The organism is Chryseobacterium sp. GW821-FHT04C04, from assembly GCF_059420365.1.
The window spans coordinates 163,280-188,010 of sequence record NZ_JBWKTO010000003.1 but is presented as its reverse complement, the minus strand read 5'-3'; the positions used below and the strand labels follow the sequence as shown (position 1 = coordinate 188,010).

14 protein-coding genes and 1 riboswitch are annotated in these 24,731 nt (G+C 35.6%); of the genes, 10 read left to right on the top strand and 4 right to left on the bottom strand.

The genetic code is table 11. The features are described 5' to 3' along the window. Positions 1–35: 35 nt before the first annotated feature. From AC07UM_RS10750 to pckA, 8 genes are all read left to right on the top strand, one after another. The gene (locus AC07UM_RS10750; protein WP_494683503.1) at positions 36–1,559 is read left to right on the top strand and encodes a RagB/SusD family nutrient uptake outer membrane protein; all 1,524 of its coding nucleotides are present in this window, start codon (positions 36–38) and stop codon (positions 1,557–1,559) included. Positions 1,560–1,578: 19 nt separating this feature from the next. Further along, positions 1,579–2,406, top strand: a complete 828-nt coding sequence (locus tag AC07UM_RS10745; RefSeq protein WP_494683504.1) for a hypothetical protein — start codon at positions 1,579–1,581, stop codon at positions 2,404–2,406. Between the two features lie 91 nt (positions 2,407–2,497). After that, entirely contained in the window at positions 2,498–4,435 is a 1,938-nt protein-coding gene (locus AC07UM_RS10740; RefSeq protein WP_494683505.1) for a putative porin, read from the top strand. 12 nt (positions 4,436–4,447) lie between these two features. After that, positions 4,448–6,034 carry a bacillithiol biosynthesis cysteine-adding enzyme BshC gene (bshC, locus tag AC07UM_RS10735; protein ID WP_494683506.1) on the top strand — a complete coding sequence of 529 codons (1,587 nt, stop codon included), beginning with the start codon at positions 4,448–4,450 and terminating at the stop codon, positions 6,032–6,034. 38 nt (positions 6,035–6,072) lie between these two features. After that, positions 6,073–8,040: a LysM peptidoglycan-binding domain-containing protein gene (locus tag AC07UM_RS10730; protein WP_494683507.1), complete on the top strand. Its 1,968-nt coding sequence runs from the start codon at positions 6,073–6,075 to the stop codon at positions 8,038–8,040. A 70-nt stretch (positions 8,041–8,110) separates the two neighbouring features. After that, entirely contained in the window at positions 8,111–8,986 is an 876-nt protein-coding gene (gene fabD, locus AC07UM_RS10725; protein WP_494683508.1) for an ACP S-malonyltransferase, read from the top strand. Between the two features lie 9 nt (positions 8,987–8,995). Continuing rightward, positions 8,996–9,901, top strand: coding sequence for a GYDIA family GHMP kinase (locus AC07UM_RS10720; RefSeq protein WP_494683509.1), 906 nt, complete (start codon positions 8,996–8,998; stop codon positions 9,899–9,901). 127 nt (positions 9,902–10,028) lie between these two features. After that, a complete protein-coding gene (gene pckA / locus AC07UM_RS10715; protein ID WP_494683510.1) occupies positions 10,029–11,645 on the top strand; it encodes a phosphoenolpyruvate carboxykinase (ATP) in 1,617 nt (538 codons plus the stop codon). 156 nt (positions 11,646–11,801) lie between these two features. Here the strand turns inward: pckA and AC07UM_RS10710 are convergent, their stop codons facing one another. Then, a complete protein-coding gene (locus AC07UM_RS10710) occupies positions 11,802–12,209 on the bottom strand; it encodes a type II 3-dehydroquinate dehydratase (protein WP_494683511.1) in 408 nt (135 codons plus the stop codon). Between the two features lie 243 nt (positions 12,210–12,452). After that, positions 12,453–12,553: riboswitch (SAM riboswitch) on the top strand. A gap of 83 nt (positions 12,554–12,636) precedes the next feature. Between AC07UM_RS10710 and AC07UM_RS10705 the strand changes: the two genes are divergently transcribed. Both AC07UM_RS10705 and AC07UM_RS10700 read left to right on the top strand, forming a co-directional pair. Further along, on the top strand, positions 12,637–15,570 hold the full coding sequence (locus AC07UM_RS10705) for a SusC/RagA family TonB-linked outer membrane protein (RefSeq protein WP_494683512.1): 2,934 nt from the start codon (positions 12,637–12,639) through the stop codon (positions 15,568–15,570). Between the two features lie 18 nt (positions 15,571–15,588). Further along, positions 15,589–17,082, top strand: a complete 1,494-nt coding sequence (locus AC07UM_RS10700; protein WP_494683513.1) for a RagB/SusD family nutrient uptake outer membrane protein — start codon at positions 15,589–15,591, stop codon at positions 17,080–17,082. Positions 17,083–17,202: 120 nt separating this feature from the next. Here AC07UM_RS10700 and AC07UM_RS10695 read toward each other — a convergent pair whose 3' ends face one another. The 3 genes from AC07UM_RS10695 to AC07UM_RS10685 all read right to left on the bottom strand — a co-directional run bounded on the left by AC07UM_RS10695 (position 17,203) and on the right by AC07UM_RS10685 (position 24,730). Beyond that, the gene (locus AC07UM_RS10695; RefSeq protein WP_494683514.1) at positions 17,203–17,526 is read right to left on the bottom strand and encodes a hypothetical protein; all 324 of its coding nucleotides are present in this window, start codon (positions 17,524–17,526) and stop codon (positions 17,203–17,205) included. A gap of 258 nt (positions 17,527–17,784) precedes the next feature. Further along, on the bottom strand, positions 17,785–18,045 hold the full coding sequence (locus tag AC07UM_RS10690; RefSeq protein ID WP_494683515.1) for a CPCC family cysteine-rich protein: 261 nt from the start codon (positions 18,043–18,045) through the stop codon (positions 17,785–17,787). Beyond that, complete coding sequence (locus tag AC07UM_RS10685) at positions 18,035–24,730, bottom strand: RHS repeat-associated core domain-containing protein (protein ID WP_494683516.1); 6,696 nt, start codon at positions 24,728–24,730, stop codon at positions 18,035–18,037. Before AC07UM_RS10685 ends, AC07UM_RS10690 begins: the two co-directional genes overlap by 11 nt. Position 24,731: the final 1 nt, after the last annotated feature.

Here is a 24,731-nt window from a genome sequence, read left to right as displayed (position 1 = left end):
TGAAAAAAGTATTATATATATTATCGTTTTTCTTAGTGCTGACGTCATGTAACGATGCACTAGAAATTGTCCAGGATGGAGAGATTAATGATGCAAATGTTGCTTTTCAGTCAGTAGAAGATATGCAGAAGTTTCTGAACGGAAGTGTTTATCCGGCTGTAAACCCAACAAATGAGATCTTTTTTACTTCTCTTTTCACAGATGAGATTGGATTTGGACCAAGCAGTGTAAGTACGTCAGATATCTTAACACATAGATTTGTACTTAACTCTACAACAAGCCAGGCTTCAGGGATCTGGGTAAGTAATTATAACATTATTAACAAAGTAAATATCCTTATAAAAGGAAGTAATCTAATTCAGTATAACTCATTGTCTAATGACAATAAATTACTGTATGTTAATGTTTTAGCCCATGCTAGAGCAATCAGAGCATATGCCTACATCACACTAGAGTCGTATTTCTCTACAAATATGAAAGATCCTAATGCTTTAGGGGTAATGCTGAGCACTGAACCGGCTGATCCTTTTACCACAAAATTACCAAGAGTGAAAAACTCTGAAATTTTTGCTTTGATTGAATCAGATTTACAGTATGCTCTTACAAATTGGAATTCAACTAATATTACTGCAGGTACGGTTGCATCGACATCTCCTCAAAACTATTTAGATAAAAAAGCAGGAATTAATGCAATTGCTGCGAGATATTATAACTACAAAGGTGATGATGTTAATGCTAAAGCTAATGCTACGGCTGCTATCACTACTAGTAGTTTAACTTTGTCAAGTGGTAATGGTACTGCATATACTAATATGTGGAAAGATGCTACTGCTGCGAACGGTGGTAGAGGAGAGATCTTATGGTCATTATACAGACCAAACAGTGCAACAGGCTCTTGGTCAAACATTGCTGGATTATGGACTACAAACTCCACTGATATTAATGGATCTGTGAATTTCGATATGAGTAGAAAATTATTTTTACTACTTAATCAATTGCCAGGTGGGGATATTAGATTTGATGTATTTGTTGATCCGTCAAGAAAATTAGATCCGCTTTATCCTACTGGACCAAACTCCAGAGAAGATGATGTAATCGTTATTGACAAATATCCTGGTAAACTTCCTCCTCTTGCAAGTTCTACAATGGCCTTAAGAAATGACATTAAAATGTTCAGATTATCAGAAATGTATCTGATTTTAGCTGAAGTAGCTGTGCATGAAGGAGATTTAGTATCTGCTGCAACCCGTGTTAGAGCAATCAGAGGGTCAAGATCTAAAGAGTCGCTAGCTGCTACAATTACTTATACATCTGCTCAACAGGCATATGCAGATATTCTTTTGGAAAGAAGAAGAGAGCTATGTTTTGAGGGACACCGTTATGTAGACTTAAAAAGAATGGGGGTAGCTGCTGGCGTTGGAGTAGACAGAGATGTTTATGACGATGACAATAAAACTTTGCCTCTTACATTGCCTGCTAGTGATTATAGGTTTACATTACCTATTCCATTGAATGAAATTAATGCAAATCCTAATGTTCAACAAAATCCAGGCTATTAATTTTATAATATAAAAATCTATGAAAAAATTTGCATTCCTAATATTGGCATCCATTGTTTTCTTATTCAACAGTTGTAAAGATGAAACCCAAACTTATGATGGTGATCCATATTTACATTTCAATAAGGGAGTAAGAGGAGAAGCTGTAGTAAAAATGGGAACAGGTTCCACTACAGTAGATATTGATTTTGGGACAGTTCAGACATTATCTTCTTCAGCACAGGTGAAACTTGTTGTAGATAAAACTGTTTCAACAGCTGTGGAAGGTACAGACTTCCAGATTGTAAACCCTACTGTAACCGTTGATGCTGGTAAAGCTGATGGAAAGTTTCAGATAAAACTTCTTGAAGGAGGTGCTACTGTTGACCCTAAAGTAATTGTATTTAAATTACAATCTTCATCAATTCCTAATGCATCTTTTGATCAGTCTTATACTCTGACGTATACTAAAGCTTGTCCAGCTTCTGCATTTGTTGGAAATGGACAATTCAAGAATAACGTATCTTCGTGGAAAGAGGATCCTACTGCAGTGTATACTATTCAGGATTTAGGAGTTACAGGTAATGTAGGAACGCTTAAAGTTATTGGGTTTATGGATAATGGTGCTGATATGATTTTGAAGTACAACCCTGATACTTATGCTGTTACTACACCTGAGCAGAGCCTTGGTTCTAACTCTAATGGTGGTGTTAACTATATTAAAGATGCTGCTGATGGAACTAAATCATCATTCAATGCATGTACAAGAGTATTGAAACTTCGTGTTAACTTCTTTGTTAAAAATCCTGCTACTGGTGCTTCACTAGGAAGTTTTGGAGATTATGATGAAGAATTTACAGGTCAATAAGTAAAATATTATACTTATATAAATTAACCCCACATTTTGTGGGGTTTTTTATGTCCTTTTATTTCTTATTTTTGCTGTACAATAATGAATAATGAAGTACATCCTTTTCATACTCTTCTCTTTAAGTTTTGTAGCCAACGCTCAGGTTGTTAATAAAGCTGGTAACAAGCCTCAACCCAAAAAAGAAGATACTCTTGTTATAGATTCCGGGAAAAAAGATTCCCTGAAAATTTTCAAACCTACTATTAATGATTACCTGTATCAGACTCAGTTTTCTGAAAAGAAAGTTTTTGATACCGTTATGACTTTTGATAAAACGTATATATTTTCACAGCAAAATAATGAAGATAACTTTGGGAGAGTACAGCCTGCCAACATTGGCTCAGGATTCAACCCTCTTGTGTTTGAAGTCAATGATGAGCAGAATCTTTCTTTACTACCCTCCAATAAATCCTATATGATCATTGGGGCGAATGATGTGAAATACTATGATGTAAAAACACCTACCGCTACATTTGTTTATCATAATGCCATGCGAAACGGGGCCGCTTTAAGATCTACTTATACCCAAAATATTGGGAAAAGGTTCAACTTTGCTCTTGAATATATGGGACTTCGTTCTCAGGGACTGTACAGAAATTCATTGTCAGCGAATAACAATACGCTATTCTCTGGACACTATGTTTCAAAAAGCGGAAACTATGAACTCTTTGCTCATTATCTTCACCAAAATATAAACAATCAGGAAAGTGGTGGGATTACTGAGGATAATCTGTTTCAGAGTGGTGACAGCAATTATAGTAACAGACAAAACGCACAGGTAAATTTAGCCTCTTCAAGTTCTCAGTTTGCTTACAGAAGATATTATCTGAGCCATCAGTTTACACCATTCAACTCAGGGAAATTCCCTTTCAGTATCAGACATATTATTTCTCATCAGGGGAATAAATATTATTACAACCAGACAGCTCTGGAGCCTTATTGGTATGCTGTACCTACAGAATTGGTTAATGGTTTCCCGCTGACAACAAAAAAATATTCCGAAAATTTAAGCAATACAGTAAGTTTGATTTTTAATAATGAAAAATTTAAACTGGATGCCGGAGTACGTTATCAGATGATTAAATTAGGAATCAGAGATGTTGTTGCCCTTAATGGTGTACCTTTTCCTGGTGAGCTTAAAGAAAGCAGAATCGGAGCCGTAGGAAATCTACAGGTAAAACTTTGGGATAAAATCCAACTGAACTCATTCCTGGAATTTTCAAACGGAAGCCAATTTAAAAGTTATCTTAAAACAACCAATAATCTGAAATTTGAACCTATCAAGGATTACTTTGTTAATGCTAAAGTGAATTTCCAAAGTGCATATCCTTCCTTTAATTACTTATTGAATACTTCGGTTTATAATAATTTCAATTATTATCTTGAAAATGCAAAGAATCAATCTGTAATGGAAATAGGAGGAAGTATCAATCTGAAATGGTTTAAAACAGAAATTTTCGCCAACTATTTCAGAATCGATAACTATACTTATTTTGATAGCAATAGGGCTCCAAAACAAAGTGATAATTCTGTGAATATCTCTCAGATCGGGGGTGATGCTACATTCAGCTTCAATAAATTTCATTTGAATACAAGGCTGCACTTCCAGAATACCTTGACCAATAAAGAATTACTTCCTATGCCGAGTTTCATCGGTAGAGCCAATTTCTTCTACCAGACACAGGCATTCAAAAAAGCAGCTGAAATTCAGGCAGGAGTTAAAATATATTACTTCTCTAAATTTGCATCAAGAGATTATTTCCCTGTTCTGAATGAATATATTCTTCCCAGAGCAGACTCATTTTCAATTGGAGGACAGCCTATCGCCGATATCTACATTAACATGAAAGTGAAAAAGATGTTCTTTTTCATAGAAGGTCAGCAGATAGGAACAGTTATTTCCAATAACAAAGCATATGCATTTCCACATTATCCGGTATATGATTTCAGATTGAACATCGGGATCGTGTGGTATTTGTTCAACTAAAAACGATACAGGTTGAAAACAATAAACAAAATATCATTTAACAATATAGAAAGCATTCCTCAGCTGGTAAAAGATTTTTTACAGCAGAAAATTGAGGGTTTTGAAAATAATACATTTTCCTTAGATCACTTCAGGCAACAGATTCATCTGAAAAAAGATTCCTTTTCATCAGAACGGAGAAATACTTTATCAGATGTATTTGAAGGTCAGCTTTCAGACCTTTCCCTTTCCTCAAAACAAAGAGAAAATCTGGAAAACCTTAAACTGCCGAATACATTTACCATTACAACCGGGCATCAGCTAAATCTATTTTCTGGGCCTGTTTTCTTTGTGTATAAAATTCTTCAGACCATAAAGACATGTACCTATCTGAAAGAAAATTTTCCTGATTTTAATTTCGTTCCGGTCTATTGGATGGCATCAGAAGATCATGATTTTGCTGAGATCAACCATTTTAAAACCGAAAATAATTATTACGAAACCAATGAAAAATCCGGAGGACCAGTAGGAAGAATTGAGATCAGTGACACCTATTTTATCTCTGAATTTGAAAAAGAATTCAAAGATTCTATTTTCGGAACTGAGTTGATCTTAATGATGAAGGAGGCTTATAAAGTAGGAAATACTTTAACTGAAGCGATAAAGATTCTTGTCAACCGTCTTTTCTCAGAATTTGGGCTTCTGATTCTGGATGGAGACTCTAAGGAACTTAAAAATCAGATGAAGGATATTTTTAAAGATGAACTTCTTCATTTCAGTTTACAGAAAACGTCTAAAAATAAAGTAGACTTTCTCACTGAAAAGTATGGGAAAGTTCAGGTAAATCCTCGCGAGATCAATCTTTTCTATCTTTCAGAAACCAGAGACAGAATTGAATTCAACGGACAAAAATTTGTTATTGTAGATAAAACGATTCAGTTTACAGAAGAACAAATACTGGCTGAATTGGAAAACCATCCTGAAAGATTCAGTCCAAATGCTTTAATGCGTCCGGTGTATCAGGAAAATGTGCTGCCCAACCTGGCGTATATCGGCGGAAATGCCGAAATCATGTACTGGCTGGAACTTAAAGACTATTTTTCAAAAATTGCTATTCCTTTTCCTATCCTGATTCCGAGAAACTCTATGCTTTTCCTGAAAGAGAAAACCTTAGGAAAGATTGAGAAATTGAATCTTAAAATAGAGGACTTTTTCCAGAATTTCACAGTATTGACCAATCAGAAGATTTTAAAAGACAATCCGATTTTACATTTACTGGAAGAGAAAGAAGAGGTATTGGTAAGCAGCTTTTCAGCGTTGAAAGCTTCGGCAGAAACTACTGAAAAATCTTTTGGAAATATGGTGAAAGCAGAAGAAGTACGACAGTTGAAATCGTTCAAAAGAATGAAAAAACGTCTGCTTCATGCCGAGAAAATAAAGCAGAATGAATTACTGGAAAGACTTGAAAAACTGTTTTTAGATGTTCACCCGGCCAAAACCTGGCAGGAGAGAGTGTATAACTTTAGTGTATTCTTTTCAGATTATGGCTATTCGTGGCTTGAAAATTGTTTGGAAGAAATGGTGGTTCAAGATTCCAAATTAATAATTGTTGCCATTTAATTTTAAAGAAGTATTTTTGTAAATTATAAGTATCGAATATGATAAAGAGGTTTTTTATTCTATCCAGTTTATGTATGGTTTTGGGAGTTTCAGCCCAGAAATCACATACGGTTGTGCAAGGTGATAATCCTTACAACATTGCCAAAAAGTATGGAATGACTGTAGATGAATTGCTGAAGCTAAACCCTAAACATAAAGACGGCAAGCTGGCTATTGGAGATATTTTAACAATAAAGTCAGAGAAAGCAGCCACTCCGGTGGTGACCAAAACGGCTCCTGCCGAAAAAGTAACTTCAAACACAAGTGCTTCTTCTTTGGGTAAAATTGTTTTACAGCCAAAACAAACAGTGTATGGCATCACAAAACAATACAGAATTTCTGAAACCGATTTGAGAAAATTGAACCCTGAATTGGATTCTCACATGAAAATAGGAGATGAGATAACATTACCTCTTGCCAGCATTAAAAAATATGGTGGTGACCAACAAGCTGTAGCAGTAGAAAAGCATTCTGAACCTGTTGTTGAAAAAACAATAACAACGATTACACCTACTAGTGTTACGAGTGCTGTAGATGGAGAATCTTATGTGATCCAGTCTAAAGATAATTATTACAGAATTACCAAACAGTTTGGCATCAGCCAGCAAGATCTTTTTGCTTTAAATCCAGGATTGGAAGATAAAGGACTTAAACCTGGTGATTCTATCAAAATAAAAAAATCCAATACTCATACAAATACCGATGCAGTTGCTGAACCAGTGAATCCAAAAGCAAAAATGGATTCCGGGAACGAAAAATCGACTCCTTCTTCCAATGTTGCTGTAGGAGATGATTATGTGACCTACACTGTTCAACAGGGAGATACAGTTTTCTCCATTGTTAATAAATTCGGGGTTTCAATAGATGAGCTTATTGCTCTGAACCCGGATCTTTCGCACGGATTAAAAACCGGAATGGTTTTAAAGATCAAAAAGCAGGATGCAGCGTATATAAAGAAAAACGGCGATGCTCTTAGTGTGATTTTAATGCTTCCATTTGGGTACAGCACAAACGAAACCCAATATAGAACAATGGCACTTGACTTTTTGACAGGAGCTAAACTTGCTATTGAAAGAAATGCAAGAGGAGGGCAGAAATTGGATATTAAAGTCGTAGATTCAGGAAATGAAGCGTCATTCAAAAACTCTTTGACGCAGATCAACCCTGATAATACAGACCTTATTATCGGGCCATTCTTTAAATCCAATGTAATTGATGTCCTTGATTTTACAAAGAATCAGAAAATCCCGGTTGTAGCACCATTTGCTAACACTCCGGAATTATATAACTATAGCAATCTTATTATTGTTGAAACCAACAATCAGACCTATGCTGATAAGATTGTAGAAGAAGTAAAAGGAATTTATTCCGACCAGAAAATATATGTAGTGGCAGATGCTAAAAAAGAAAATGCCAATTACATCAAAGCTGGACTTGAAAAAGCAGTAAAAAATCCTAATATCATTATCGTTAATTCTCCGGCAGATATTCAGTTAGATCAGAATATGATGACTGGTCAGTCTGCACCGGTTATTGCTGTTTTGGCCAATGATGACAATGCTGCAGGAGATGCTTTTGCCAACAGAATTATTGCTATTTCTAAAGAGGTACAGGGCGTGAAGGCGTTCAGTATGTTCTATTCTCCAATTTTTGAGAAGAGAGTGGATGAGCTGAGCCAGGCAAGCTTGGTATATCTAATGGATAGAAAGATCAATTCTGACGGTAATTTTGAAAAAGAGATTTTGGCTGCTTATAAAAGCAAATACTGTAAAACTCCACCAAAATATGCTATTGTAGGTTTTGATGTAGTAAACGACATGTTAACCAGAGAAAATAAAAAAGGAGAGATCTTTAAGCAGATGAATAAGGTTCAGACTCAGCTTGCTACGAAATTTGAGTTTGTGAAATCTAAAGCGAACGGTGCTTATGTAAATACAGGCTACCGAGTAATTAGGTTAGTCCCTTAAATGATTTATGATTCTTTAAAAGCATATTGTTAACATTATAGTTATATTTGCATAATATTTAATTCAATACATGAAAGCACTTGTATTTCCAGGGCAGGGTTCTCAGTTCGTAGGAATGGGAAAAGAGTTGTATGATTCTAGAAAAGATATCAAAGATCTGATGGAATCTGCCAATGAAATTTTAGGTTTCGATATTCTTTCCATTATGTTTAACGGAGAGGACGCGGATCTTAAGAAAACAGAGGTTACCCAGCCTTCAATATTTATACATTCAGTAGCAGCTTTAAAGGCAGTAAATGGCCTTGGGGCTGAAATGGTGGCAGGACACTCTTTAGGAGAGTTTTCGGCCTTAGTTGCCAACGGTGTTTTATCCTTTGATGACGGTTTAAAATTAGTTTCTGAAAGAGCAAAAGCGATGCAGGAAGCTTGTGATGCCAACCCAAGTTCTATGGCCGCAATCTTAGGACTAGATGATGCTAAGGTTGAAGAAATCTGTGCACAGATCAGTGGAATTGTTGTTCCGGCAAACTATAACTGCCCAGGACAATTGGTGATCTCAGGAGAGACCACTTCAGTAGAAGAAGCTTGCGCAAAACTAAAAGAAGCAGGAGCAAAAAGAGCATTGTTGTTACCGGTAAACGGAGCTTTCCATTCACCATTGATGCAGCCTGCACAGGAGAGACTGGCGGCGGCTATCGAAAAAACAAAGTTCAGAAAAGCAACCATTCCTGTCTATCAGAATATCACTACAACAGCAGTAACAAATCCTGAGGAGATCAAACAAAACCTGATCGCTCAGCTTACAGGTCCTGTAAAGTGGACACAATCTGTTCAGAATATGATTAAAGATGGGGCGTCGAACTTCGTAGAAGTAGGACCAGGAAAAACCCTTCAGGGATTGATCAAAAAAATTGACGGATCTGTAGATGCAGTTTCTGCTATCTAATAAAAGAATATGAATGCGATATTTTCACCGGGCAAGCTTATGCTTACTTCAGAATATTTCGCAATCGACGGAGCTCTTGTCTTAGCGGTACCTACCAAGCTGGGACAAGAGTTTTTTTTTGAAGAAAAAGACGATGAAAAATCCCTGATTATTTGGGAGGCCTATCATCAGAATATCCTATGGTTAAAGGCTGTCATTGATTATAAAAACTGGCAGATCTTAGAAACCAACATTCCATCAAGCGCTGAATTTATTACAAAAACCTTAAAGAACGTTCAGCAGCTTTCCGAAACTACATTCAAAAGTAATTCTACTTACTATTTAAAAACAAACCTTCAATTTCCTGCAGATTACGGACTGGGAAGCAGTTCTACCTTAATGAACAATCTTGCAGAATGGGCAGAAATTGATCCTTTTCATCTTAATACAATCAGTCTGGGTGGAAGCGGATATGATATCGCAGTGGCGAAAGAAAAATCTGCGGTTCTTTTTCAGAGCAAACCCGAGATCAACTATGAAAAGGTAAATTTTAATCCTTCCTTTAAAAATGAATTGATCTTTATTCACTTAAATCAAAAGCAGGATAGTAGAGAAGGAATCAATTTTTATAAATCAAAAAAGAAGTCTCCAGAACTGGTGAACGAATTTTCAGAAATCACAAAGAAAATATTGTTATGCGGTGAATTGGAAAATTTTTCCGAATTAATGATGATTCATGAGCGGAAAATTGCCGATTTTCTTGAAATTCTCACAGTTAAGGAAAAGATATTTTCAGATTGCCCCTCATTTGTCAAAAGTTTGGGTGCATGGGGTGGAGATTTCGTTATGAGTGCCAAATTTGGGGGCTTTAAAGACTATTTTTGGGAGAAAGGTTTTACAACAATTTTCGAATGGGAAAATATAATTGATTTATAATCAGTGTTTTACAATCCTGTTTTTTTATTTGTCATTCTGACTTATATCAGTATATTTAAACCACTTTTAACAAATAATTAATATTATTTTTGTTGCAGTCAATAAAGAAATAGAAAATATAAGTAAAATGAAAAACACTAAAATCATCCAGGATTTAGAGAAATTAGGGATTAAAGGAAACCATGAGGTAGTGTATAACCCTTCTTATGAAGAATTATATCAGGCTGAAGTTTCTCCTGAAAATCAAGGATTTGAGGAGGCTGAGCTTACAGAGTCTGGCGCAGTATCAGTAAAAACAGGAATTTTCACAGGTCGTTCACCTAAAGACAGATATATTGTTCAGGATGATGTTACAAGAGATACAATTTTCTGGGATGGTAAAGTAAATTTGCCTACAACAGCGGAAATTTTCGGTTCTTGTAAGGAACTAGTGATGAACCAGCTTTCTGAAGCTAAGAAGATTTATGTAGTAGATGCTTTTTGTGGTACCAATGCAGATACTAGACTTAAAGTAAGATTTATCGTTGAAGTAGCATGGCAGGCACATTTCGTGACAAACATGTTCATTCGTCCTTCTCATTATGAGCTTGAAAACTTCGGTGAGCCGGATTTCACAGTAATCAACGGATCTAAAACAACAAACCCTAACTGGGAAGCTCAGGGATTAAACTCTGAGAACTTCATTATGTTCAACCTTACTGAAAAATTGCAAATCATCGGAGGTACTTGGTACGGAGGTGAAATGAAGAAAGGGATGTTCGCAATGATGAACTATTATCTTCCATTAAAAGGGATGGCTTCCATGCACTGTTCTGCAAACGTTGGAGAGAAAGGTGATGTAGCTTTATTCTTTGGTCTTTCAGGAACAGGTAAAACGACTTTATCAGCAGATCCTAAGAGATACCTTATCGGTGACGATGAGCACGGTTGGGATAATAACGGAGTATTCAACTACGAAGGAGGATGCTACGCAAAAGTAATTGACTTATCAGAAGAAAAAGAACCAGATATTTTTAGAGCGATCAAGAGAGATGCACTGCTTGAAAACGTTGTTGTGAACAATGGAGTTGCAGATTATACAGATGGATCGATCACAGAAAATACAAGAGTTTCTTATCCAATCTATCATATTAACAAAATTGTATTGCCTTCTAAAGCAGGTCATGCTAAAAAGATTGTTTATCTTTCTGCAGATGCATTCGGGGTACTTCCTCCGGTTTCCATCTTGAATGAAGATCAGGCTCAATACCATTTCCTTTGCGGTTATACCTCTAAATTAGCCGGAACTGAAAGAGGAATTACAGAACCTCAGCCATCTTTCTCACCTGCATTTGGAGAAGCGTTCCTTACATTACACCCAACAATGTATTCTAAAACATTGATCGGTAAAATGCAGGAGCACGGTGCTAAAGCATATTTGGTAAATACGGGTTGGAACGGTACTGGAAACAGAATTTCTTTGAAAGATACAAGAGCAATTATTGATGCCATCATTGACGGTTCTATCGATAACGCTCCTAAAACTCAGGTTCCGATCATGAACCTTGAGATTCCTACTGAATTACCAAATGTTTCTACAGGAATTTTAGATCCTAGAGATACGTACGAAAATGTTTCAGAATGGGAGGAAAAAGCAAAAGATCTTGCTTCAAGATATATCAAAAACTTTGAGCAGTATTGTGATACTGAAGAAGGTAAGAAATTAATTGCTTCAGGACCTCAATTGCAGGGACAAACTATCTAATAGTTATATATAATATACAGAAAAGCCTCATCATAGATGAGGCTTTTTTATTTTAATTCTCATAAATCTAGCTAATTATGAAGATCTTTTTCAGTGAATTTTAGCTCATAATCCATAAGTATCTGTGTAATCAGTGGACAAAATAATTCCTGAAAATTACTTCAAACTTAATAAAGCCAATCTGTATCCATCCATTCCGAAGCCGGATAAAACAGCATCTGTATTGGCAGCTGTGACAGATTTCTGTCTGAATTCTTCTCGTTTATAAATATTACTGATGTGAACCTCTACTTTTGGCTTTCGGATATTTTTTAAACAATCCGCAATAGCATAGGAATAATGAGTAAAAGCTCCGGGATTAATAACGACCGCATCAAAATCATCTTCCTGAAGTCTGTTGATGAGCTCTCCTTCAATATTCGACTGGTAATATTTTAATTCATAAGACTGAAACTCAGATCTTAAAATTTCCAAATAGCTTTCCATAGAAACATTTCCATAGATTTCCGGTTCTCTGGTACCTAAAAGGTTGAGATTAGGACCGTTTATAATCAAAACTTTCATCCCATAAAATTAAAAACTTTTTTCAATTAATGGTCAAAAATTTCATTAAAGCATACTGTGTGCTCAATTGAATTATTGATAATGATATTTGTCATGTTTGTGAAAGTGATAACGAGTGTAACTCCCTATTTTAATGACTTTTATTAAAATATTATGTTAATTTTTAAAAATTTATCATGAAAAAATATAAGTCTACTTGTTTTGTAGACTAAAACTTTATAGCTTTGCAGTCATATTTCGATCGGCTTATAAAGAAAGATGGAGGGAACTGACCCTGTGAAATCTTAACAACCTACCTCCAAGAGGCAAGGTGTTACGTTCAGCCTTTAAAGGAAAAATAAGCATTTGGTTTATCGTATTTATCGATGCCCTTTGCTGTCTTTTCTGCAAAGGGTAAATTTTTAATATATGATAAACAAAATTGATTATGATTAGTAAATATTTATTTAATTCTAAAGCTTGGATACCTCCGGTTGCTGCATTTTTTCTGGGAATTACCAATGTAAACGCACAAAATTCCAAGCCCAAAAAAGATAGCCTCCATGAAAAAGAAATTGATGAAGTAGTGGTGGTGGCCTATGGAAAGGCGAAAAGAAACAGCTATACAGGCTCAGTAGCAACCATTTCCGGTGATAAGATCAATAACAGACCTGTTACCAATATTACCAAAGCTTTGGAAGGACAGGTTGCGGGAATTCAAACGACAAGTGCATCAGGACAGCCGGGTGCAGTTTCTACGATCCGAATCAGGGGAATTGGCTCTATAAGTGCTTCCAGCGATCCTTTATATGTAGTGGACGGGATTCCATTTGACGGAAATCTGAACGCTATCAGTCCAAGTGATATTGAATCTATAAGTGTTCTGAAAGATGCTACAGCAAGTGCATTGTATGGTTCAAGAGGTGCCAATGGAATTATCATCATTACTACAAAATCAGGTAAAAAAGGAGAAGCAAAAGTTAATTTTAATATCAGCCAGGGATTCTCAGGAAGAGCCGTAAAAGATTATGAACAGGTCAATACAGACCAGTATTTTCAATTATATTGGGAAGCATTGCGAAACGGCTATCAATCTGGCAAAGTGTCTGCTCAACAGGCAGCCCAGATGGCGACAGACAATCTTGTTTCCACACTTGGGATCAACCCTTACGGAACAAGTTATGCAAAACCTGTAGGAACAGACGGAAAATTATTACCTGGGGCATCCCCTTTATGGAATGACGACTGGAGAGACATCTTACAGAGAGTGGCTTCAAGAAATCAGGTAGATCTTGATATAAGTGGAGGAAGTGAGAAAAGTAATTATTTCTTTTCCCTAGGCTATCTGGATGACAAAGGAATGGCTATTGAATCAGGATTTAAAAGATATAATACCCGATTAAAGATCAATTCTGAAGTGAAAAAATGGCTGAATGTCGGGGTGAATTTAAGCTATACAAACAGTGTACAGCAGGCGCCTACTTCTTCAGATTCCAAAGCAAGCAATATCATCAATGTGGCAAGATTTATTCCTTCATTCTATCCTTATTATGAAAGAAATCCTGATGGATCATTTGTGCTGGATGCTGCCGGAGACAGAATTTATGATTTTGGGAAATACAGACCTACGAATGCACTTCAGAACCAGAATGCAGCAGCAACGCTGCCGCTGGATAAAAATGAAAATAAAGAAGATAACTTCTCAGGGAAAGGATTCATGGAATTTACCTTTTTACCGGAGTTGAAATTCAAGACAAGTTTTTCCGTAGATTTAGTCAACTATTATGGACATTATTATTCAAATCCATTGCTGGGACAAGGTGCTGAAATTGGAGGTTCGGTGACGAAAAGCAGTGCTAGAACACTTTCTTATACTACCAGTAATATTCTTACCTATGATAAGAAATTTGGAAAGCACCATGTAAATGTTTTGGCAGGACACGAATTCTATAAATACGATTATCAGACGATTTCAGGAACGAGAAGCCAGTTCTCATTGCCTTACTATTATGAGCCGGATGCCGCTTCTTTATTAGGAAGTTTCAGTGGAAACAGTAATAAATTAAGCTTATTGAGTTTCCTCGGAAAAGTAGATTACGATTATAATAATACTTATTTCTTATCCGCTTCAGGAAGAGCAGACAGTTCTTCAAGATTTGAAAAAGATAACAGATGGGGGAGATTCTGGTCAGTAGGAGGTTCATGGAAGATTTCAAATGAAGAATTTATTAAAAGCCTGAATGTTTTCAATCAGTTGACATTACGTGCCAGCTACGGAGGACAGGGGAATGATAAATTACTTCGACCAAACGGACAGCCACTTTATTACGCTTATCAGGAGCTGTACAGGTTTATCAGTCTTGGTGGAGAACCGGGAACAACACTGGAAAAAACGTCTACCAATAATGTGAAGTGGGAAACCAACCTTAACTTAAATGTAGGATTGGAATTTGCGATTCTGAATAACAGAATTAAAGGAAATATTGAATACTTTAAAAGAAAAAGTCAGGATCTTCTGTTTAATATGCCGGTGGCACCATCATTGGGAATCAGTGATTATCCAGCCAATATCGGAACGATCCAGAATACGGGATTTGAATTTTCACTATTCACAACACCGATTAAAACCGAAGATTTCCAATGGAATGTGGATGTTAACTTAAGTACTTTAAACAATAAAGTAACAAAGTTACCTGCGGGTTCTCTTGTTGTGGGAACAAAATTATTAACAGTAGGAGGTTCTGTATATGATTTCTTTATTCCGGAATGGGCTGGAGTAGATCCAAGCAATGGAAAGCCATTGTGGAAAACCGTTACTACAGATGCCACCGGAAACTCAGTGGAAGGAACTACGTCAGAATATTCAAAAGCCACAAAATTGCTGCAAGGTTCCGCATTGCCTAAACTGACTGGAGGAATCAGCACGAGCATTAATTATAAGAATTTTGATTTTTCAGGATTGCTGACATTTAAAATAGGCGGAAAAATTTTGGATAACGATTATACTTCCATCATGCATAACGGAAGTGCCGGCGGACGTGCATGGAGTGCCGAAATGCTGAATAGATGGACTCCGGAGAATCCTAATACAGATGTTCCTGGATTGAGTACCACTACGAATAACTGGACGTCTACATCTTCGAGATTCTTATATTCGGGAACGTATGCAAGACTTAAAAATGTAAGCTTAGGATATACACTTCCTGAATCTTATTTTGAGAAAATAGGACTTAAAAAGTTCAGAATTTATATTCAGGCAGAAAATCTTCTGACTTTTTATAAACACAAAGGGATGGACCCTGAGCAGGCTTTGGACGGGACAACCTATTACAGATATCCAGCCATGAGAACAATCACTTTTGGTCTTCAGGCCACTCTTTAACCTTTTAAAATTGAAACAATGAAAAAATTAATATATCTCTCGTTTGCACTCATCGGATTTTTCTCGCTAACAAGCTGTGAAAATGACTTGGATACCGCTCCAACCGATCAGGCTAGCAGTGTGGAAGTTTTCAAAACAGCAGAAAGTGCTGAAACTGTAGTAAACGGTACCTGGGCAAAATTTAATAATGACGGAACTACCTTTGCCAACATTGGATATTCCACAGTTTTAAGAGCTAGTGATGCGATGGGAAGTGATGTAGCAGTATTGACTAATAAGTATGGTTTTGCTTCTACTTATGCATTTACCGAAATGGTGAACAGTACAGCTTCTCGTCCGTTATTTATCTGGACCATGTTGTATTCTACCATCAATAATATGAATAATGTTATTACAAGAATTGACGGGACAGAAGGAAGTCAGGAGAAAAAAAATCAGGTGAAAGGACAGGCAAAAGCATTACGTGCTTTCTGTTATTTGAATCTGGCGAGCTTCTATCAGTTCAGTTATCTTAAGGACAAAACAGCTTTAACGGCTCCTATTTATATTGAGCCTTCTACGACAAGTACGGTAGGGAAGAAAAGAGCAAGTCTTGAAGAGATTTATACTTTGATTAAGAGTGATCTTACCGATGCTGATAATCTATTGAAAAGTTATACAAGAAATAACAAAGATAAGATCAACCGTGCTGTAGTGAATGGCCTTTTGGCAAGAACCTATCTGAATACCGGTGAATGGAGTAAAGCATCAGCTTCTGCAAAAATTGCCAGAGAAGGTTTCCCTTTGATGGCGCCGGAAAAATATAAAGATGGTTTTAATGATATCAACAATGCAGAATGGATCTGGGGACATGGGCAGACTCAGGAACAATCTGATGCAAGCTATGCATTCCATTATCTGGATGTATCTTCATCAGGAAGTTATTATTACAGCTTTATGGCAGATCCTTACTTTAAAGGTCTTTTTGATGCCAATGATATCAGATCCCAATTGTTTTCATGGGACGGACAGAAAGGAAGAGAAGGATTACTGAAATATGCTAAGTTTAAATTTAAATCAACCCTTATTGCAGATATTGTCTACATGAGAGCTGCGGAAATGTATCTGATTGAAGCTGAGGCTGAAGCCAGAACGGGAAATGTATCTCAGGCAGTAGCCGTTCTGAATCAGTTGAAATCAGCAAGAAATGCCAATATTTATAATGGTTCATTAGCACAGAATGCGGTAGTAGATGCAGTTCTGATCGAAAGAAGAAAAGAATTGTTCGGAGAAGGATTCTCCCTTTCGGATATTATAAGAACGCAGGGGACAGTAGTAAGAAAACCATTTGTAGATGCAGAGGGTAAACCGATAAAAGTTCAGATAACGACACCGGATGGAACAGTAAAAACCGTAGATGGTAAAGGACATTCTGTTCTTGATTTCCCGGATAAATCTGCTTTTGTACCGAATAGCAATTATTATTTATTCAGTATTCCGCAGAGAGAATCTGAAAACAACCCGAATTTATAAGATACAGTCCATAGTTTATAATTAGATTGATTTTTTGGCCACTGCTTTTGCGGTGGCTTTTTATTAAAAAAACCGTTGCTTTTTTAGCAACGGTTTTTGTTTTGAAATTTTTTATGAAGATTAGGAGTTATCTATATTCTGAGCTTTTGTAATTATCATGTTTTTGCCTAAAAACCTTAAGAGGGATGCTAATTTATATAAATCATAATCAATAATATCTCTATTTCCCATTATTACTGCACTAATAAACTCGTAGTCCTCTATGATGCTTCCAATCGTCAAATCATTAGGGTCTTTATAGACATCATATAATTCAGTATCAAGAATATTCCAATATAAATCTTGATCCATAAATACCTTTTCATCGATTAGGTCTAATTTATCTATTAAAATTTTTAAAAATTTTTTAATATCGTGAATTTTCAATTCTAAATTACTTTCCATTGCGCATTTTTGTCATGAATAATAATTATTATAATCATCTTCATCCTTTAAAACTCATGGCAGAAAATCATTAGCCGTCTTTTGGATATGTGTCCTTTCTTCATAATTCAATACGATATCTTTTTCAAGAGTATAGATTTTAAATGATAATTCTTTATTATAAATTGCTATCTCTAAAAAGGAGATACATCTTCGTTACAGAAAACTTCTAAGTAAGGATATTCTGAATTAATATCTCCGACTTCTTCTACTCTAATGTCATTTTTTTTCATCTTGCAGAGGAGGTCGAACAAATTCTATAAATTGACTTTCTATTACTCCGTATTTTTCAAAATTAATTTTTGCTTCTCTTAAACTTACAGTATTTGCTCCGCCATCATAGTCAATATCATGAAATTGAATACCATCATCTTCCCAATAACACACAGGACATATTTGAAATGTATTATCAGCCTTATATTTAAGAGTATAATATCCGCAACAAGGGCACGGGAATTTTCCATATTTGTTAGTGTCCATATAATTGTACTTGTTTTAAATAATAATCCATACCTCCTTTGGGACGGAAAAAGGTTTCAATATAGCCTTTAGGATGTATTGTTAGGAACTCACCTGTAGCTTTATTGTATTTAAATGTCCATCCTTGCTTTGACACAAAGCCTACAACTTTCCCTCCAATATTACTGTCAGCTAATTTTACAGCTCTGTTATAATAAGCAACTTTGGAAATGGAACCCCAGCTTGACCAATCTTTTGCATGTTTTGAAAAATGTTTAGTAAACTTTGCAAACCTATTAAATGCATCTGGTAAACTTTTCAACCCACTGGCACCACCTGCAGGACCTCCTAATGGGAAAGTACCTGTGATCAATTTCATTTCATTCCATCTACCGTTATAATACTGATACAATTTACTCTCAGTAGTAAAATGATCCCAAGTCCAAAAATCCTTTTCCCAAATATAAGGAGAATTAGTGCTGTACATATCTCCATTTTTAGCGTTTTTAGGGCAGGTTGGACAATCTTCTCCGAGTTCAAACTGGTCATTCTTTTCGGTAGTATTTTCTTTATGAGCAAGAAAATTAAAAGCTGTAACAATCAATCCCTGTCCTGCTCCCATCCAGAAGTTTCCACCTCCAAGTACAGAACCAACGCCACCACTTACTGCTCCATTGAAGAGGGCAAACCCATCACTCCTCAAAATATTATTTTCACCTACCTTACTTGTAGCTAATCCAAGTAAATCATTAGATACACTTGCAAAAGCACCACTTAAAGCACCACCCCAGAAGTTACCTCCCTGTACGTAAGACAAAGTTCCTTGAGTGATAGCATGAGCTCCTGCTTTAGCTATTGTTGTTCCTGTTTCTCCTAATTTTGTTGCTACTGTACTTCCTATTTTGAATATATCTCCAATGCCATTTGCTATTCCCGCAGAAGCCAAAGACATAGTTATAGATTGAGCCATATTAATGAAATTGACTGGCCTGTTCAAGTAATAATCTGTAGCAGCCGATGAAAGTATTGCAATACCAACAATAATCAATGCATCATCAATTCCAATCACTTCACCTGTGGGATCGTTAAACATCAAAGGGTTGTTTAACACATACCCATATTTGTTGTAATTCTGGGTGTTATAAGGATCCTGAATATTCTCATCTGCATTTAAGAATCTTCTCAATAAAGGATCATACAATCTACCATTCATATGGATGATGCCTACTTCTGCAAAATGCTCATGGCTGGTATAGCCTCTTTCCAATAATAACGAAGCATTGTCAATTATATTTTTATCAGTGACAATTGCCCCATTTTCTATTTGTAAATGTGTGAAATTACCCCATGCATCAAAATGTCTTTGTTCCAGTTTGTTTCCAGCTTCATCACTGATTGCTAAGATGCTTCCAATATAATCTTTATGCAAAAATTTGTAAGAACCACTATTCTCTGCAAAGTTTTTTAAATATATGATATTAGATTCATAAGGATTCCCTCCAATATAAAGAATGTGCTTCTCTTTTCCTGTTGTATTATCTTTCACGACTTCAAAGCTTCCATCTTCACTATAAAACTTAGTAAACTTACCATCACTATCAGCACTAAAATTACCTCCATAAGTTACTCTCTGTCTCATTGAAATTAATCCATACTGGAAGGCAACATCTCCTTTCATTCCATCAATGAATACAGGGTCATTGTTCTCATTGTAGGTAATGCTTTGTATTAAATCATTATTATAATTCTGTTCTCCGGCAGCATTTAGGGTCATTCCCGTAGCTTGATAAATCTTAGCAGAATTTTCAAACTTAATCGTTCCTACCTGATCGTTTTGGGTAATTCTTCCTTTGATGTCGTAAACATTTCTGTTAGTTGTTGGTTTAATTCCAGTTACAGGATTAGTCCAGTTCACCAAACGATTATTATCATCATAATCAAAAGATTCGTTAATGTTAAAATCTCCTCCGGTAGTTCTGCTCTTGAGTTCATTCCTGATTGCATCGAATGAATAGGATAGTTGTAGAATACCTGGTTTTACCTGTGAGGAATGATTCACATTTGTCAAGAAACCACTCGTATCATAAGTATTGTTAATATCTGCTGCGCCTAGTCTGGATTTTAGTACCTGACCTTTGGCGTTGATTTCTTTGAGCTCCCACAATATCTTACCTGCTGACTTATCTTTAACCTGGTACAACTCACCATTCCATGCACTGTACACATTTTCAATCTGAACTTTAGTAAGAACACCCGAAGAATAGAGTTGTTTTTCATAAGAAATTACCCTTGCTTTATCATCATAAGTAATTCCTTTTTGGATAAAATATTTCCCATTACTGCTTTCAGATGAGGATAAGAGCCTTCCCTGAGGATCATACGCTACATTAGAGCTATAAGCTTTCCCTTTAGAGGTTCCCGATCTGGAAATGACTCTTCCTTTATTATCATATGAATAAGAAATCAATTTATTGGTCGCCTGTCCGCTATCGACTGTAGATAACTCTTTCTGAGAAATAAGTTGACCCAAAGTGTTATAAGTATATTCCTTAGTTCCTTTAGGGCTTATGATCTTTAGGGGTTGTCCAAATCCGCCATACTCATATTTATAAATTCCGTTGGAAGGATCATTAAACTCTGATTTTCTTCCCCAGGAATCGTACTTAGTGGTCACAATGTTTTCTGCATATTGTGCCTTTATCTGTTCGCCTGCCGCATTGTAAGTAAACTGAATTGTTCCTCCTTTGTCTGTAGAAGAACTTACATTACCTAGGGCATCGGTAGTTTTTGACGTTGTTCTCCCATATCCATTTAGTTCTTTTACAGTAGTTGTTAAACCGGAAACAGAGGTCTCCATCTTTTTACCATTAAATGAAGTTGCTGTTATTTTAGCAGGAAAAACCGTGTCATCATAAACAATGGTATTAAATTGACTCGAACTCTGCCCTTCAAAGTAAGGCTCAGACTCTTTGATTTTTCTGCCCAGTACATCATACCCGATCTCCTGAGAGACAAATTGTCCCTGTCCAAATGCCTTCGTAGAGACTTTATATTCCTGTCCCAGCTTATTGGTATATTTTTTTGAAATATCTCCATCTGAATCATACTGGGTAACGGTAATATTAGAATCGCTATCTCTGTTATATTGATAGGTGATTGTACCTCCAAGATTGGTTTTAGTGGTTAAAAGTTTTCCCCAATAATCATAGGTATTAACATTCGTATTCCCTAATTGATCGGTTTGTTTTATTATCTGTCCCAAATCGTTATATTCAATATTGGTTTCTAAGCCTAAATTATCTGTTTTCTTTATAACAAATCGTCCCATCTGATCATATAAGGTTCCATTTGTTTGGGTTTGTGAGTCAACACTATTGCTGATTACCTTCTGGATAATATTTCCAAAACCATCATAGTTGTATGTTTCAAGCAAATAACCTGTATTATCACGATTCCAGGTTTTTAAGGTTTTTAGCAGATTGTTTTCATAGATATATTCTTCTTTGGTAGATTTTGTATCACCATAAGCTTGTGCAACATCTGTTTTAACCTTGGGTTTGCCAATGCTATAATTGGAACCAGAACTAAGGTTAGGAGGGTAATATTCTAGTTCAGATGTTAAAATAGCGATTCCATCATTAATCTTAGTTACCGATTTTTTAGGGAGGTATAAATTATCATAACTTTCAACTGTGTGAACTGTTTTAATATCCGTTAAAAAATCTTTAGAAGTAGTAATGTATGGATTAATGGCTAGAACAACTTTTGGTTTATCTATATCAGCAACCGTTGTAACTATATTCCCATTTATGAGTTTATCAATTTTGTAATCATACTGCTTAAATGACAATAATTGTGTATTATTTAAAGAGATATCTGGTGGGAAAATTTTAGATTCATCACTTGTTCTTATTGACCATTCTTTATAAGGTAATCCTTCGTTTAAAGGGGTAATTTCTGCACCAGTCCATATTTTTGTGCCCTCAAAACCACTGGCAAAGAATGTAGATCTTGATGTTTGCCTGAAACCAATCATCCCTCTACCATGTAAATGACCAATTAAATCACGGTATCTGAATTCCTGTTTTCTCTCTCCCTGAATAAGTTTTGAAACTACAGTATAATTAATGTTTTCTGAAATATTAAAATATGGATAAGAAACAGCATTGGTGTCATAATAAGATTTATAAACAGTTCCATTATTAATTAAATTTGAATATTCAATGTCAGTTTTAAGACCTCCTTGTGTAATTGAAGTTATTCTTGAAATTTTATTAATCTTACTTCCTAAGTCCCAGGTGATTAATTTTGTTTTATGAATAATGGCAAACTCTGTATTGAGTTGTGCGATCCTAAATGAACCAAATAATGGAACATAATGCTCCCCATACATGGAATAGTTCAAGTCTTCCCCATCCCAGTCTAGTTCTTTAGGAGCTATATTATATACATTAGAAAAAATAGGTTTTCCAGCAGTGTCTACCCCTTCATTCCTTAAGTAATTGAATCCATAACTAGAGTCCGGATTGTTCCAATTGTCTACGTTATCTCTAAACCATTTCTGAGATTCGAAAATGACAAAATCACTTTTCCCATCTTTATTGAGGTCTGAAGTGGAATAGGTTCTTAGAATGCTTCTGTTTTTTCTTGGAGCGCCAGTTGGGGGACTGGGTTGATATAAAAATAAGTTAGAATAATAGTGCTTAACAAATCCTTTTCCTGTGGAAATATACATTCTCCAATCTGAAGAATCATTAGCAATAGGAGCCATTATATCCATCCTGCCATCACCATTAAAGTCACCTGCATATAAATTATTTGAGGACTCTAAGCTTGTGTTAAATATTTCATTAAAGGTATTATTATTTTGTGAATAAACTTTTATTTTGTCAGTAGCTATGTAAATATCAGATTTTCCATCAGCGTTAGCATCGGCAACTATTGCTTTATCATAATTGTCCATACCTGAGAACAAATAGGATATATCTTTATGCACTCCTGTTTTTAAGTCCATATAAATATACATATTGCTTGTAGATGTATTTACTGGACAAGGATAACCGGTTTGAAACCTATTTATCATAAGTAATATTTCAGATATTCCATCACCATTAAAGTCTCCTTCTTTAATTTTTTGAATATATGCTAACATCATTGTACAGCCATTATTGTTATACTGATATGGTGCACCTGACACGACATTATTAGAATAGCTGGTTAAATCTATTTGGTTAGTTGAGATATTACTAAGTGTATTATTTTCTTCTAAAAGATAAGTTTTAATATATACTTTTTTATTTTGATAGTCAATTTCTGAAGTTAGTATAGCCTGACGAGAAGTCATTTTATTCTCTTTTGGTACAGTTACCGCTCCAATTGCTGTTCCGGTATAGTTTACAGTTATAAATTGACCTGTCCCATCAAGTCTCCCAAGCATTAAAGTGTTTCCCTTAATAAAATCTAATTTTCCATCTCCGTTAAAGTCTCCAGAAACCCTTGCTTCATAAATATCATCAAATCTAGAATCTTGCTTAAATATATTTGTAATGAGCGGATCTGATTCATTTTCAAATTGGATAGGATTTGCAGGCTTATCGTCTGCATTAAACTCAGTTATTTTATTTACAAATTGGTAATTTGAACCATTATTACTATATTCTATTGCAAATCTTTTAAATTGAGTGTTATTAGATTTTATAACTATATCATTTAAAAGTTTATCTTGAAACAATGAAATTCCATTTATATAGGACATCTCTTTTAAGTTTCTTGAAATTCTTGTATTGTAATTGAATGTAATACTATTAAAATGTGCTTTACTAAGATCATCATTTCCTCCCCATTCAATACTTGATATTACAGCAACGTTAGCAGATGCAGTTTGTAAATAATTATAAGAGATGTAATTGCCTTGAGTATCTTTCCATTTTACAATATTGTATTCAATAGGCGTTCTGGCATTGTTATTTCCTGCTGTTGTTGCTCCATACCAAGCTTGTGATCCGTCTTCAAAAGTCAATTCCCAATATTCAGGTCCTTGCCATGCTTGTCCTGTAATTGCTCCAACAGATTTTATTTTGATATTAGAATAGTTATCGGTTACATATTCTGCTCCATCTTTACCATATTCTCCTGATTTGAGAATTAATCTTTTTCCATTGAAACTATAATAATCAGAATAATCCAATTGGACTCCTTTAATCTCACTATCTTTTTCTATATTTTTACCAATTCTTGAGATCGCTGTAATCCCTGAAATATTCCAGCCATATCCTACTATTCCATTGCCAGCACCACTAGTGTAAAGTAAATTCACTTGTGGAGCAACAGATTTCACACCCGGGGGTAAAGGAATAGGTAAAGTGAATTGTAATTGTCCAGCTCCGTTAACTTCTATATTTCCTTTGGTATCCTGAAAACTCTTTCCATCCGGGGCTGTCGTTCCCGATGGATTAGTTGCGCCTGCATTTGAATCAGTTTGCCCTCCGCCAGGGTTTTCCGTAGCAGGGCCTATTTTGGCAACGAAAGGATTTGAAATAGATGCCTTAGCATGAAATCCTTGTGCCATGATCACTGTCTGCGGATCCTGAACAGTACGGGCACTAGTTTCTGCCTGATATAATATCGTTTGTGAAAAGCCTAATACCGAACATAAGGACAGTATAAATGATGAAAATAGTTGTGTTTTCTTATCGTAAAACTTCATG

What these genes read in the sequence shown, in the direction of transcription:
- AC07UM_RS10745 (WP_494683504.1), top strand. Translation starts at nt 1,579, where the DNA reads ATGAAAAAATTTGCATTCCTAATATTGGCATCCATTGTTTTCTTATTC.
- AC07UM_RS10740 (WP_494683505.1), top strand. Translation starts at nt 2,498, where the DNA reads ATGAAGTACATCCTTTTCATACTCTTCTCTTTAAGTTTTGTAGCCAAC.
- AC07UM_RS10730 (WP_494683507.1), top strand. Translation starts at nt 6,073, where the DNA reads ATGATAAAGAGGTTTTTTATTCTATCCAGTTTATGTATGGTTTTGGGA.
- fabD (WP_494683508.1), top strand. Translation starts at nt 8,111, where the DNA reads ATGAAAGCACTTGTATTTCCAGGGCAGGGTTCTCAGTTCGTAGGAATG.
- AC07UM_RS10720 (WP_494683509.1), top strand. Translation starts at nt 8,996, where the DNA reads ATGAATGCGATATTTTCACCGGGCAAGCTTATGCTTACTTCAGAATAT.
- pckA (WP_494683510.1), top strand. Translation starts at nt 10,029, where the DNA reads ATGAAAAACACTAAAATCATCCAGGATTTAGAGAAATTAGGGATTAAA.
- AC07UM_RS10710 (WP_494683511.1), bottom strand. Translation starts at nt 12,209, where the DNA reads ATGAAAGTTTTGATTATAAACGGTCCTAATCTCAACCTTTTAGGTACC.
- AC07UM_RS10705 (WP_494683512.1), top strand. Translation starts at nt 12,637, where the DNA reads ATGATTAGTAAATATTTATTTAATTCTAAAGCTTGGATACCTCCGGTT.
- AC07UM_RS10700 (WP_494683513.1), top strand. Translation starts at nt 15,589, where the DNA reads ATGAAAAAATTAATATATCTCTCGTTTGCACTCATCGGATTTTTCTCG.
- AC07UM_RS10695 (WP_494683514.1), bottom strand. Translation starts at nt 17,526, where the DNA reads ATGGAAAGTAATTTAGAATTGAAAATTCACGATATTAAAAAATTTTTA.
- AC07UM_RS10690 (WP_494683515.1), bottom strand. Translation starts at nt 18,045, where the DNA reads ATGGACACTAACAAATATGGAAAATTCCCGTGCCCTTGTTGCGGATAT.
- AC07UM_RS10685 (WP_494683516.1), bottom strand. Translation starts at nt 24,730, where the DNA reads ATGAAGTTTTACGATAAGAAAACACAACTATTTTCATCATTTATACTG.